This is a genomic window from Vibrio sp. LB10LO1 (genome assembly GCF_010092875.1).
Classification (GTDB): domain Bacteria; phylum Pseudomonadota; class Gammaproteobacteria; order Enterobacterales; family Vibrionaceae; genus Vibrio; species Vibrio campbellii.
In genome coordinates, this window is record NZ_JAADJW010000002.1 from 16,024 (window position 1) to 30,670 (window position 14,647).

The window sequence follows — 14,647 nt, forward strand, 5'->3', positions numbered from 1 at the left end:
CAGTCACATTTTGCGGCGTTGTGATGTGCTTTGATGCGTTTTTACTTTGGTGAGATGATGTAAATAATGAGAACAGAAAAAGAAAAAATGTTGGCAGGCGAGCCATACGATGCTTGGGATACAGAGCTATACCAAGCAAGAATTGGATGCCGAAAAGTTCTGCAAAAACTTAACAACAGTATTCCTGATACCGACGAATGGCGAAGCGCAATTGACGAGCTTATTCCCGATTCAGAGGGGGCCTACCTTGAGCCTCCTTTTCGATGTGATTATGGTTCTAACATCAAAGTGGGTAAAAACTTCTATGCCAACTTCAATTGCGTGGTGTTAGACGTTGCGGAAGTACATATCGGTGATAACGTTCTGTTTGCACCTAACGTGCAGATTTATACAGCGGGGCACCCTCTGGATGTCAAAGGCCGTGTAGAGGAGGGCGTTGAGTTTGGCACGCCGATTACTATTGGTGACAACGTATGGTTAGGCGGCGGCGTGATAGTTTGCCCAGGTGTGACTATCGGTGAAAACTCGGTAATTGGCGCGGGCAGTGTCGTTACGAAAGATATCCCACCGAACGTAGTTGCTGCAGGAAATCCGTGTAAAGTAATTCGTCCAATCACACAAAAATAATTGAATTGGTAACTTATCTCAGGACGGGAAAGCGAATTAAAATTAAGAAGCCGACATTCAGTCGGCTTTTTCATGCATTTAAAAGGCGTCAAAGCATGCTGGAATGAACTTGTTGACCTTGTTCTGTAAGTGAGTAAATTCGCCCATCTTCTTTAATAACCAAGCCGCTGTTGACTAGTTGTTTTAGGTGGAAGTTGAACTTGGTGTGGTCTTCAATACCGACGACTCGACACAGAACCATGAACTTCATTTTTCGATGGATTTTTAGTTGCTTGATAACCGAGCGGCGAATTGGGTTGGAGAGAGCACTAAAGATTTGGTCATGCTTCCTCTCATCGAGAGGAGATTTTGGTGACCGTTCAGCATGGACTCGTTTTAAGGTGACAGATAGAGCTGCGAGATTGAATGGCTTAGTGAGAAACTCATCCGCTCCTTTTTTCATGGCGTCTACCGCTACGTCGACTGTAGCAAATGCAGTAGTGATGATAATGCCAATGTTGGGATGCTGCCTTCTTAAGGTAGAAAGGGCCTCGATTCCGGTCATCCCCGTCATTACGACGTCAAATAGCGCTAGGTCGAAATGTTGTTCACTGGCGATGTCTAATGCATCTTCTGCATTATCACATGCGACCACTTGAAACGATTCCAAGGTTAATGCTTCAACGAGAACCTCTCGCAATTCTGCGTCGTCTTCTGCAAGTAAGAGTTTTAATGTCATTCAATGTTCCTTGGTAAGCGGATCTCAACCGTTAAGCCAGTAATGTGGTCACTCTTCTTCGAGTTCCTCAAGTTTAGCTCGCCACCGTGTTGTAAAATAATTTGATTACTGATTGCCAATCCCATTCCTGTGCCTTCACCCCTTGGTTTTGTGGTGTAGAAAGGTGTTTTCGCTTTGGCAATCTTGTCCAGTGGCATGCCAGTTCCCCAGTCGGAAATGGAGAGGATCGCCATCAGTTTGTCTTGATACGTTTCTATGTAGAGTTGTTTGTGTTCTTGGCTAGCGTCAATTGCATTGCCAATGATGTTGGTCACTACTTCTTCCAATTGACCTGCATCACCTAAGACACTAAGCGTATTATCTAGGGATGTGCTTACAGCAAAGTCTTCTAAACGGTATTGGTTCAGAGAGAGTGCCTGTTCAACGACCTGTTGCAGTGAAACGATTTCTCGCTGAATCGGTTTATGGTGAGCATAGTTCAGAACCTCATGACTGATTTCAGCAGCCCGTTCTAATCCTTGCCTAATTCGAGCCAGATGACGGTGACTAGCCTCGTTGTCGGGCAGTTGTTTTTCCAACAAATCACAACTCATGGTCGCGCTGGAAAGCGGTGTCTTGATTTCATGAGCGACAGCGGAAGTCAGTTCACCAAGTTCTTTAAGTTTGGCATCTTGTTGAGAAATTTGGATGTTGCTTTCGAGCTGCTTGCTTTTCTCATCATCAAATACGCGTAATGCAATCCAAAGGGTGCACAAAATAGAGAGTGCGCAAACCATTCTCACGAGCAGCACCCAGAGCCCTAAATCAACTGTAAGTAAGCCTGCTGAAATGCCGTATGCAATGAGCGAAAGGCCGGTCAGTTTAAAGGGTAGTGAAGCACCATGACCTTCTTGTTCGAGAATATTGGCGTAACTCATCATGGCTAATCCTGAAATTAGCCCAGAACCTAAACCAAAGATCCAGCGGACTTGATTCGCAGTATCGTGAATATAAATGGCGTACTCTTTGTTACCAAAGCGGATGACCAAGCTAGCAGCAAACAGAGCGATAACCGCTACGGCTCCGTATTTAATGGCTTTGACGTTTTTCCAATCAGTGAGGCCAAGCATCTTCCACGCAAAAGCACCGAGAGCAATGAACGAAAACAAAAGTTTGAATACCTTGAAAGTTTCTACGCCTTTGGTCAGGGTAAACTCGTGTTCATACATCACCAAGTAAAGTTCTGACCACTCATGGAAACCATGTATGAAGCCGAATAACGCAAGGATGGGCAAAGCAGAAGCAATTGCGATCCGGCTTTTTCGTAAATCCCGAAACAAAATTGCAAAAAAGATGGCGAAGAAAGCTAAGCCATAGAAGAGGTAGATTTTGAAGATGAGTAACATATCCATGGTTTCAGTCTAAATTGCGTTTTTATCAGTAGCAATAAGGGATATTTGCAATCTTATTGTGGAAAGTTACCTGTATATTCGAAGCGAGTTTCAGGGTTGAGTGAAGTTAACTTATCAATGCTATGGCTAATTTGATAGGAAAGTTACCCAACAGAATAGGGATACAGCTCATTTGATATTACTCCGCTTCTGGTGAAGGTATTTTGGTCGTTTTTGCTTTTATTTCTATTTTTATGAGTGGTAGCACTCTAAAATTGTGGTTATTAAAAACAATTAAGAACTCTGTATGTATAAAGATAAAGTGGTCGTGATTACTGGTGGTAGCCAAGGTATCGGTCAACACCTTGCTCTTGCCTACCTTGAGCAACAAGCAAAAGTTATCGTGCTAGACATTGCGCCCAATAAGAATCCAGATATGGATTTTCACCTCGTTGATTTAGGGCGACCAGAGCAGATTGAACAGGCTTTTGATGAGATCCAAAGACAGTACGGCAAAGTCGATGTTCTCATCAACAATGGTGCGATCGCCAACTTTAACAAACCCATTCAACAGCTGACTTTTGAAGAGTTTTCACGGGTGATTGATGTCAACCTCAAAGGTGCGTTTGCTTGTTCCCGACGATTTATTGAGTTGAATCATTCTCAGCCTTATGGGCGAATTATCAATATTGCCTCTACGCGCTGGAATCAAAATGAATCTGGTTGGGATGCTTACGGCGCGTCAAAAGGTGGTGTGGTATCAATGACACAGTCGATGGCTATTTCGTTGGCAGAAACGTCCATCACTGTAAATGCAGTCAGTCCGGGTTGGATTCAGGTTGAAGGGTATGACGAACTTGATGGTTTTGACCATCAACAGCACCCATCAGGCCGAGTAGGGAAAGCCAAAGATATTGTTAATGCGTGTCTTTTTTAACGCACCCTGAGAATGATTTCGTTAATGGTCATAACTTGGTTGTTGATGGAGGAATGAGTAAGAAAATGATCTACCAAGATAGTTTGCTAGATTAGAAAAGCCCTATTGCTATTGACTAGGAATACGCTTTGTTGAGGTGTTCCTGGTCACTCATGTCAACAAAAACTTCCCTCTTTGAACTTGATTTGGTCGCTAATTATGCGCATTTATAAGGTTCCATAAGCTAAATAGTTATAAAAATATTGGTTTTGATTTTATTCATTGCGCCAAAGTATCAATAACTTGAATGGTATCCCCCTCAAATTCTAGCTTACATATTGCTTTTCTATATGGTTGAAATAGGCATTTAAAAAACTCTTCAATAGAAACATGCCGACTGCATTGAAATCTACTTCGATACACTTTTCTGCTGATTAATTCGCCTTAATTAATCTTAATGAACCTTAACTTTCTGATTTTGGGTAGTAGAAGTAAGTATGTCGAAAGATTTTAGTCATTTTATCCGTATTCTCATTGGTGCCGTCATATCACTTTTCATGGTATTGATTGCTATGCCTGCAAAAGCGGATATAGCCGGTCTTGATGTCCAGTTGTCACCTATAAGTGGCCAATACGATAACGGCAGCCAGATTGAATACACATTGACTCTAACCAATACCTCTGGCTCCACGCTTTTTGGCTTAGAGGTTAATGACGATGTTATGAGCATCATGACTTCCGGGGAGTCTGGAGGTTCGGTTAATGCGTTTGAAAGCGCAGAGATCTCGGCAACTGCTTCTTTTCTATCTTCAGCAGGTGATTACGACAGAAATGGCAGCCTTGCCGCGACTAACGTAAACATTCGAAATAATGGCACGGTGTCTTACACTATCAAGGCCAAAGTATCTGTTCAGGCAGCAGGGGATATTGCTAATGTTGCAAATGTCCGCTCTGGTGCGCTTTTAAGAGAACAGTCTAATACGACGACACATCAACGCGTCGTTTACGAGCACTCCATTGAACTTGATGTAACTGAAGGCAACTACGGTGTTGGGGAGGCTCTTGTCTATGAGTTAACAGTTACAAACCTGGGTACAGCAAAAATCCAAGGCATGACTGTTACCGATCTCGTAGCGGATATCGAGGCAGAAGATACCAATGGCGCTTTGATTCCAGCGTTTACTTCAGTGTTAGTTAGCGCTAAGACATCAGATCCCGAAAGCAGTGCAGGCACATATTCTGACACTGGAAACTTGCAGGCGACGGATGTATCGATTACGGCGGGTGAGTCGGTCATCTATACCATCACTGGCATCGTAGATCCGAAATTAGTTGGTGATATCATAAACGATAGCGCAGAAGCTGAGACGCGTGACGGTACAAAAAAGCCAGCAGCGACGTCAACACCACCCAAAGAAGCCGATATAACGCTAACCCACACGCTGAACAAAACAGATGACTATCTCGTTAGCGACGATTTTTCTTATACCGTCAAGGTTAGCAATGCATCCAATGCTGGTATTGCTCACAACTATACTGTGCAGCAGTTGATGGACGCTTTAGCGTCAGAGCTAGGCAATGATATTAGCAACGACAAAAATGCTGATGACACCATGGGGAACCCTTACTCGAATTGGACCAACGAGGTCACTCATATTGACCCTCGAAGCTCTTCCGTTCTTGCTGCCTCTGGAGCAGAGACCAATAAGTCCCTTAATGACAAAGTGTCAATCTACCCTGGAGAGTATATTGAGTACACCATACTTGTCCACGCGAGTCCGGTTTCTATTGGTCAAATCCCGCCGATCGAAGCTAAGGTTCTTAACGACGAAGGCGGTGCAGATTCTGCTGGCGTCATGGCTAGTACTCTAAATACTGAAGAGGTGTTGGGTTCGTCTTCCAGCCAAATTACTCGATTCAAAAAAACCACTGACACGACTTATGTTCCAGGTGTTTCTGGTGAGAATGAGGTGGTGTATGACATTGAGATCTCAAATACAGATTCGAAGTACTTTGCCAACGATGTGGTGGTGCTAGATAGGTTTGCTTGTAACGTTACCGAGCAAGTGGATGGTTCAACTGGCTCAGCATTTTCTGAGTGGAAGCTTGAAGTTGCAAATAGCAGTGGTGAAGGTTCTAACTATGGTTCATTCAACTATGGCGCTTGGACTAGCAATGACATCAACTTAAAAGTTGACTTGGCCCCAGAAGGTTATGTTCGTTATAAACTGACCGCAAAAGTAGCAGATAACAGTGTCGGACAGATCGTAGACGATGGTACGGATACTGGGCTGTGTCTGGGTGATAACCTTGGTGAGGTAGGCTCTGGTGTTCAAATGCCTAACTCCAATCTTAAAGTTCAAAAGGAAGTCGATTCACGTTATTACTCTGCGGGTAATACGCTCAATTACACCATTACCCTAGAAAACACCGGTGATGGCTACGCCATCGATGTACCGGTTGTTGATGACTTAGCGTCAGTAACCACCACTTCTATCTATGGCACATCGATTCAGGCATACATCAGTTGGGTGGTGACTGCGGTTGCGTATGCGGAAGATGGCACGGTTTCTACGATCAGTGAGCCGGGCTTTTCTGGCGAAATTAGTGGTAATCAAACTAATAAAAATATCTTAAATGTTACTGCCACTGTCGCTCCAAAAGAAACCATCATCTATTCGATTGCTGCCATTGTAAACCCAATTGCAGACGGCGAGATCAGAAATGTCGTCGAAGTTAATGAAAAGCTTTTCTCTGACAGAGGCTCGTACCCTCGTGATTACTATTTGGTACTAGATAAGCGCGTCGATGGGAATGATGAAGAAAGTTGGTACACCAATACGACCAATGAAGTGACTTACACCATCAGTGTGACTAACCCTGAAGGCAATGGTTTTGCTTCTAATATCGCAATCAAAGACGAAATCAGCACCATAGAGGCAGAACTGCTGGAGCCTGCTGGTGCGATGAAGAAAGTATTCTCCTCCTGGACTATTTCAGCAGATATCGAGGCGGATTCACCTTGGTTAAAAGTCGCCGCTGACGCCGGAGACTTTTCTGATAACAACGATCTTGATGTTATCGCTCAAATCCCACCGGGTGTAACCATCACATATACCATTGTTGGTACTCTTGATCGCAGTGATGATACTGAGATCCTGTGGGGATCGTTCTCTAACACTGCAACCGTCAAGTCGACTGAAGTAGAAGACAATATCAATCTGGCGGATTCAGTCACGACGCACCCGAATGAGCCAAATCTTGTTGTGGCGAAAACAGCTCAAAACACCGATTTTATTGTTGGTGAGCGTGCAACGTTTGATATCTACATCTACAACCGTGGAGTGGGGTACGCCAATGATGCAACCGTTAAGGATGACATCGAAGCACTGAACTTCTTCTCGAGCTGGTCTGTAACAGGCTCGACAAATACCGACGAGCTTGGTTCACGCTACGGTGATGTTGCAGATAACGAAAATATTGATACCGACGTTGATATCACGCCGGGAGGTTGGGTTCACTATGTGGTTACGGGCGTTGTTGACAATGCTTACCCATTTGACCAAGTTTCTAACCGTGTTGATGTTTATGATCCACTAACCGATCGTGACCACAGTGCGTCTGCTCAAATCAACAATAAAGATAGTGCCTTTGATATTAACGTATCTCTAACAAAAACGACGGATGTTGTTCGCTATACGCCAGGGGATTACCTTGAATATACCATCTTGGTGAAGAACAACGACGAAGAAAAGATGGCAGAGGTTGAGTTAAGAGACGAGCTCACTAAAGTTTTGACAACGCTTGCTAATGACAAAGATGGCTTTGTGGGTGATGTTGCCACTCAGCAAGCCTTTGTTCACTGGTTAGTTGATACTGGTAGTGGTTACGGAAGCGAATCTACCAATGATGTAAGAATCCCTTTATCTCTTCCTCCTGGTGAGCTGAAGACGATTAAGATAAAGGCTTTAGTTAAAGATAACGCGGTATCCAATGGTGTTGAGTCTGGCAATCTAGATGTCATTCGCAATGAGGCAATATTGATTGATATGCGTGACTCCGGTTGTACGACAGACTGCGAATACTTCAAACGTGCCGTTGCTGAAAACCACCAAGTACATAACAATGGTGATGTTTTCCGTACCACCAACATCAACCGTTACTCGCCGGGTGATGAACTGATCTACACCTTCAAGTACACGTCACAAGAGGGCAGAGGTTACCGCAATAACGTTAATGTAAATGAACTGGTTAATGGTATTTCAGTTCAATTGCAAGATGGCTCAACAGGTAACCCGTTCTACGATCCTGCGACAAAATCTAACCAGTTCAGCGTAAGTGTTGAGAAAAGTGTACCTGCCAATGCGGGTACTACAGATGGTACTAAAGACGGTACGGTCGCTGACAACAATGATATCGTCACCGCGATTGATATTGATGAAGGTGAAGACGTTACTTATACCGTTAAAGGCGTGATTCGTCCGGATGCGGTCGGTGATATCAATTATCGTGGCACGATCGTTATTCCGAACGATTACCACCTTAATTTCGATAAAGTCACTGATGAAACAGTGTACGAACCAGGCCAAACCATCACATACCGATTGATCATTGAGAACGATGGTCAGGCAAATGCGGATGACATTTCAATTATCGATGAAATTTCTGGAATCGAAACAGAGCTCGTTGATGGCTCTATGGGGCCCGCATTCACTACTTGGACAATCACTCATACAGCCACAGGTGAGAGTAGCGAATATGTCAATGCAGGTGATTATGAGAAGGTTGATAATGACCTAAATGTCTCTGCCGATATTCCGATGGGGGCGACCCTAGAGTATGAGGTTGTGGCTACTGTTAATGACAAGGCTAATGGCAACATTGATAACGAGTTAATCGTTGATAGCGATAAGATTTCGCATGAGATTCGACAAACGGTTCGCCAAATTAAGTATGAGAAAACAATCCTTGCCTACTACGACGTCGACGGCAACAAGCTGACTGGTGCGACACAATACATGCCAGGTGGTTACGTTGAGTACCAAATTCGTATTGATAACATTGCTAGTGCTCACGTTGATGACATCAGCTTGCGTGATGATATCGATCAGATAACAACGGATTACTACGACGGAACTCGAGGTCCTGCTTTTGACAGTTGGACGATTCAAACCTTCTCTGATAACTCGGGTATTACAAACCCAGACGTAGACAATGCGATTCAAGATAATCAACCGATCAATACACACTTTGATATCGCAGCAGATAACTTTGGTGGCGTTCTCTCTGACCCACATGTGCGTTATGTCATTCGTGCCAAAATAAGTCCCAAAGCGGTCGGTTCGTTTACAAACCGTGCATATATTGATGAAGATGATGGGAATGCATTGATTGCGTCTTCCCCTCCATCTTCTATGGCTGATCCAGAGATTACTTTCAATAAGAAGGTCTTCCCTGATGCAGGATTCAGCGTAGAGAAAAATTCTTACTCACAAGCTGCAGGGGAGAGTGAGGTTTATTACCGTATTCTATTAAAAAACAACGGCTATGGCACCGAGTATGGCTCTCGCCTAAAAGACACCATCTCAGCGATTCAAACCCGTATTGCGGAAGATAATTCGACGGCGGGTGGTGATCCGGTTGGACAACCTTTTGTTGCTGGCTGGGAAGTAAGTCTAGTCAAAGATGCGGCAACGAGCTCTATTACCGAAGCGGTAGATTTTGTCGATGGCAATAATATCGATATTGATCATGACATTGTTATTGCACCTCAGGAGTCATTGGTCTTCACCATTCATGGCGTTATCCGTGAAGACGCGTTAGGCGATGTTAAAAACACCGCAAATTACGATGGTAAAAATCGCACGGCTACATTGATGCCTTTGGCGAACAATATCAATGTGGAAAAACGCGTAGTTTCAATCAATGGTGCGCCTTTCACCTCAGGAGATACATACATTCCTGGTGATGAAGTGGAGTACGAGTTCGTCGTTACTAACCCTGAAAACGGGTGGGCGAACGATGTGCGTATTCAAGATACGGTGACCGATATTGGTGTAGAGGTCATTGGTGGAGCGACAAAGCCGGCGTATGCCTCTGGTGATATCAGTCATGCGGTGAGTAATGGTATCGACGCGAACATTGATACCTATGTTCCGGGTTACAGCGTAGCCGGCAATCTCGATATCGAAGTGGATATTGCAGCTGGCGAAGCGTTGACCTTTAACCTGACAGGTACAGTGAGAGACGACGCGCTGGGTGAGATTGAAGCGAACCGAGTGACCGCTGATAGTAAGTCTGCTTCGTCGGAGCCTATTCCACCTAAACCTTCAGAAATTAACTACTTCAAGACCCTAGAGTATACCGATGGTGAGTCGGTGAGCTGTTCGGTTCCTTCGAGTGATGGCAGTGGCTGTACTTATGCACCTCGTGGTGATGTGGAATATCAAGTCACCCTTGAAAATACGGGCGATAGTATTGCGAATGACGTTCGTGTTATCGATGCGATCAATAACATAAAAACATCAGATGGCACGAATGCATTTAAACAGTGGGCAACGTCGATCGCGATTGAGCCTGTCGGGTCTTATTCCGTAAAAGGGAACTACAGTGGCAACGTTCCACTAGATGCGAGGGTAGATCTTCGACCTGGAGAGCACATAGTCTTTGATGTGAAAGGCACGGTAGCTGCTTCTGCGACGGGAACGATAACCAATACAGCTCAAGTGATGCACAATGGTGTTAGTAACACTACAAATGACATTATTCTTGATGCGGGTCGATCTCAATATCTGATCAATAAATGGACGGATACTCCTCAATATGTACCGGGTGGAACGGTTAACTACTACATCGACATCACTAATGATGATGTGAGTACAGGTTATTTTGGATTACTAGATGACATTGCGAGCTTTGAGGTTGAAACCGTCGATGGCTCAATGAAACCCGCTTTAAAAGAATGGACTCTGGATTATGAAGTGCTGTTAGACTCCGCGCCGTCTGATCCTGCAGCAAATGACTTCTCTGAGCTAGATAAACTCGTTGGTGTCGCTAATCCGGACATCAATATTCCTGCGGGTTCGATAAAAATGGCGGGACGTGATGATGCTGCTACTGGCGGTGGTGATAAATACACCCTTATTCGTATCCACATCCAAGGTAAAGTTCGTGATGATGCCATCGGTCGCTTTACTAATACTGCCTTTCTTCTCTATGGCCTCGGTAGTAAGCGAGCGAAACTAACACAAGGTTATATCACACCAAAACCAGGCCAATTGGAACTGACCAAAGAGACAACACCAATTGCGGAGCCGGAGGCAAAATACCAGCCGGGTCAGCCTGTAGCGTACAAAATTACGTTAACTAACGTCGGTGAAGGCTACTTGGTCGACCAAGTGCTGGTGGATCGCATCGATACCATTATGACCGATGTGGCGAACAGTACTGACAAAGCACAAGCCTTTACGGGTAAATGGGTGATCAGTGATGAAGTACTCGGTGGTAGTGGCGATCCTTTGCTGAACGCTCGTAAAAACGTGATCGATACCGATCAGGGTTATAGCGCGACTTACAGTATCCATCCTGGCGATAGCTATTCTTTTGTTGTGACGAATACCGTTAACGACAGGGCCAAAGGCAACATCACTAACCTAGTTAAAGTGGACAGTGATGGTACAGACTACACAGCGGAAGCAACGTATTTGCCTGAAGACGCACAAGTCACGTTGGCGAAAGAAGTCGACAAGCTTGAATACCTACCGGGTGATAAGCTGACTTATACCGTTACGGTTAAGAACAACGGCTTAGGTTGGGCAGAAGCCGTTGAAATTGAAGATACATTGAAGTCGATTGAAACAACGCTTGCTGGCGGTACCACAGGAAAAGCGTTTGACCCAAGTTCGATCCAGATTTCAGCGGTCTCAACAACGGGTGAAACGCCAGTACCAGCACCAACAACAGGTGAAGATCTGAAAGAGACGCTGGATATCGCTCCTGAAGATACGATCGTTTATACCATTCAAGCGACAACGGTAGCCAATGCGACGGGTGACATCACCAATACCGCGAGTACAACGTTTGAAGGGAATACAACAGAAAAAAGTGCAATCAGTACACCGATCCTCGCGACGGTATCCATCGACAAATCGGTAGACACGCCAACCTATGAAGTGACGAAGCTGATCAACTACGACATTACGGTGAGTAACACGTCATTGGCGTTTGCTTCTGGTGTTGAACTGAAAGACATCATCAGCGACATCGATGTTGACACCACCAGTGGTAATAAAGAGTCGGCGTTTATGTTGTGGGAAGTGACGTACGAAGCATCGGATGAACGCACGGTTGTGACACCAAAAACGTTCGAGCTCAGCGACGATATTAATGCAACCATGGATATTGCGCCTGAAAGCACCGTGACCTTCCGTGTGAAAGCGCTGATCCGTACCACCGCGATTGGTGAGATCAGCAACACAGCAACCGTCACTTACAACGGTGTTTCTCAAGATTCAACGGCGATTATGCTGCCGATGGATTCCGATTTTGTTGCCACCAAAACAAACGTTCAAACCGAATACGAGCCTGGTGAAGAGTTGGAGTTCTTGATCACTATCGAGAACACCTCGAATAACTACATCACCGATTTGAGCGTGGTGGATGACATGTCGTCTATCCAAGTTGGTTATTACGATGGTACGACAGGCCCTGCGTTTGTCGATGGTTCAACATCGCTTGAGGTTGAATCACAAACTATAGGCAGCAATGTCGAATCAGTCAGCCCAACAGAATACAGCGTGGATATTGCACCAAAAGGTAAGGTGGTATTCCGCGCGAAAGGCACGGTTGTGGATTCAGCGACTGGGGCCATTGTGAACACCGCGCAAGTCGATGGTGGGGATGTGATCAGCCCTCCTGTTCAGAGTGTGAGTGCGGTTGTACAAGCTGAGCTTTATACCGACGCACCACATTACGTGCCGGGTGAAAAAGTGGAATATCACCTAGTGATTGAAAACATTGGACGCGGTATTGCGAAGAACGTTGCTATCTATACCCAGTTCAGTGAATCCATGGGTGATTACATCGATGGTTCTCGTGACAAAGCCTTTGATGATTGGACGCTAACGGCCGATTGGCAAGGTGCTGAGACTCAGCCGGGCGATTATGAAGACGATAAAGATCTGTTCACCATCGTTGATATCGCACCGGGCGGTAAGATTGATTACACCTTCACGTTGACCGTCAATGAAGACATGCTGACCAACATTGATGTACTCGGTTACTACTTAGATCTGACGTGGAACCCGGCTGCAATGGCGCGCTCAAAAGGCATGATGCCGTCGCCAACCTCAGTGCAGGGTTCTGCAGACCAAGTCGCAGCGTTGGATTTACCGCCTGTTCCTGCTGAGCTTGTGGTTGAGAAGCGTTCTGATAAGCCGGAATACACACCGGATGATGATTCCGTGACTTACTACCTAGCCGTGACGAACCAAGGTGATGGTAACGCAGCCAATGTTCGTCTAACCGATGAAATCAGTGAGCTGAAAAATGAAGCGGGCAACAAAGTCTTTACCGACTGGACCATTGAAGGTGTTGAAGTAGACGACAGCGGCAGCGTGATTGATCGCCATACCTTCCCGGCAAGCGAAGATTTGGATTTGACGGTCAACCTTAAGTCGAAAAAACGTAATGCGTTTGCCTTTGAAGTTGTGGGCACGCTAGATAAAGGCTTGGATGACGACATCACCAACACCTTTACCGCGACAGAAACCGACGGTACACAAACCAGTGACAGTGTGACCACGCACATCAAGAAGATCCCAGATAACAGTGGTGAACTTTTGCTAACGAAAGCGGCGTTGCAAGACACCACACAAGTGGGCGATGCCGTGGAATACGAAGTGATCGTGGAAAACAACAACGAATCGTACTTCAAAAACGTCACCGTGGAAGACCGTTACCCTGGCGGCTTCAAGTACATCCTTGATACATCGGAAGTGGTGTTGAGTGGTCCAGATGGTGAGTTTGGGAATGAAGACGACCGAGTGTTGACGATTGAACCATCAGACACGGGCAAGCTGCTGTTTACATCATTGAACTTCGACCCGGGCGAGAAGCTACGTATTCGTTATCTACTGCGAGTTTCCGTTGGCGCAACGTTTGGTGACTACATCAACACCGCGGTATCGAAAGTCGATGGCCTTGCGGTATCGAACGAAGACAGTGCCAAAGTGACCGTAGAGCCGGACAAGGTGTTTGATACCTCATCCATCATCGGAAAGGTGTTTGAAGACCACAACAAAGACGGCTTCCAAGCAGACGCGACGGCATTTGATGTGGAATTGATTGCCAACTTGCCTACACAGGACTACATCGCTGGCTCTACAATCGTCGTCCGCGATGGGAAAGAGCTGTCGGTTGAGGATGAGCAAGACAATGGTCAAGTGATTTCAGCCGTGCAAGAAGGTGTTGAATTGGGTGATCTTTGGGGCCACTCGATAAACCGCACCATCTCTGAAACAAAATCTGTCGCGATTCAATTCAAAACACGTACTCGTGAGAGCTTTGATTTTACCGTCACATCGGACGGTGGCTCACGCATCGAATTTGATGCGCAAGGCCAAATCAAGTTTGCTCATGAATCAGACAAAAAGAACGGCCTAAGTGCAGAGAATCTTAACGTCACAAGAAACCTCTATCGACATGGCGATGCCTACCTGTGGGAAATCGTGATTGAGAACAAAGGGGTTTATGAAGACGGGATACCAGGTGTCAAGCTGATGACGGTGGAAGGCATCGTTATTCATACAGACCAGTACGGACGCTACCACGTGCCCGACCAATGGGTGCTGAATAAGAAAGGGAAAAACTTCCTAGTGAAGTTAGACACTGACTCGTTACCAACTTCGATGGAAGTGGTGAGCGAAAACCCGAAAGTGTTGCGAATTACCCCGAATAAGCTCACCAAGTTTAACTTCAGTGTTCATCGCAAAGCGAAAGACACCGAGCAAGAGTAGT

At 45.4% G+C, this 14,647-nt stretch carries 5 protein-coding genes; 3 read left to right on the forward strand and 2 right to left on the reverse strand.

What is annotated here, in order from left to right; translation table 11 throughout:
• Nucleotides 1-66: 66 nt before the first annotated feature.
• Nucleotides 67-627, forward strand: coding sequence for a sugar O-acetyltransferase (locus tag GXP65_RS01580; protein WP_045396287.1), 561 nt, complete (start codon nt 67-69; stop codon nt 625-627).
• 88 nt (nt 628-715) lie between these two features.
• On the opposite strand, the gene GXP65_RS01585 is transcribed toward GXP65_RS01580, so the two are convergent.
• Together GXP65_RS01585 and GXP65_RS01590 are read right to left on the reverse strand one after the other, a co-directional pair.
• Nucleotides 716-1,345, reverse strand: coding sequence for a response regulator (locus tag GXP65_RS01585; RefSeq protein ID WP_162091823.1), 630 nt, complete (start codon nt 1,343-1,345; stop codon nt 716-718).
• Nucleotides 1,342-2,736, reverse strand: coding sequence for a HAMP domain-containing sensor histidine kinase (locus GXP65_RS01590; protein WP_162091824.1), 1,395 nt, complete (start codon nt 2,734-2,736; stop codon nt 1,342-1,344). The genes GXP65_RS01585 and GXP65_RS01590 overlap by 4 nt, the downstream gene beginning before the upstream one ends.
• A 286-nt stretch (nt 2,737-3,022) precedes the next feature.
• Between GXP65_RS01590 and GXP65_RS01595 the strand changes: the two genes are divergently transcribed.
• Nucleotides 3,023-3,652 (forward strand): SDR family oxidoreductase, encoded by a 630-nt coding sequence (locus tag GXP65_RS01595; protein WP_240334927.1) that lies wholly within the window; start codon nt 3,023-3,025, stop codon nt 3,650-3,652.
• A 476-nt stretch (nt 3,653-4,128) separates the two neighbouring features.
• A complete protein-coding gene (locus GXP65_RS01600; RefSeq protein ID WP_162091825.1) occupies nt 4,129-14,646 on the forward strand; it encodes a DUF11 domain-containing protein in 10,518 nt (3,505 codons plus the stop codon).
• Nucleotide 14,647: the final 1 nt, after the last annotated feature.

Excerpts from the sequence above, each read along its gene's own strand:
- GXP65_RS01580 (WP_045396287.1), top strand. The coding sequence starts at position 67 with ATGAGAACAGAAAAAGAAAAAATGTTGGCAGGCGAGCCATACGATGCT.
- GXP65_RS01585 (WP_162091823.1), bottom strand. The coding sequence starts at position 1,345 with ATGACATTAAAACTCTTACTTGCAGAAGACGACGCAGAATTGCGAGAG.
- GXP65_RS01590 (WP_162091824.1), bottom strand. The coding sequence starts at position 2,736 with ATGGATATGTTACTCATCTTCAAAATCTACCTCTTCTATGGCTTAGCT.
- GXP65_RS01595 (WP_240334927.1), top strand. The coding sequence starts at position 3,023 with ATGTATAAAGATAAAGTGGTCGTGATTACTGGTGGTAGCCAAGGTATC.
- GXP65_RS01600 (WP_162091825.1), top strand. The coding sequence starts at position 4,129 with ATGTCGAAAGATTTTAGTCATTTTATCCGTATTCTCATTGGTGCCGTC.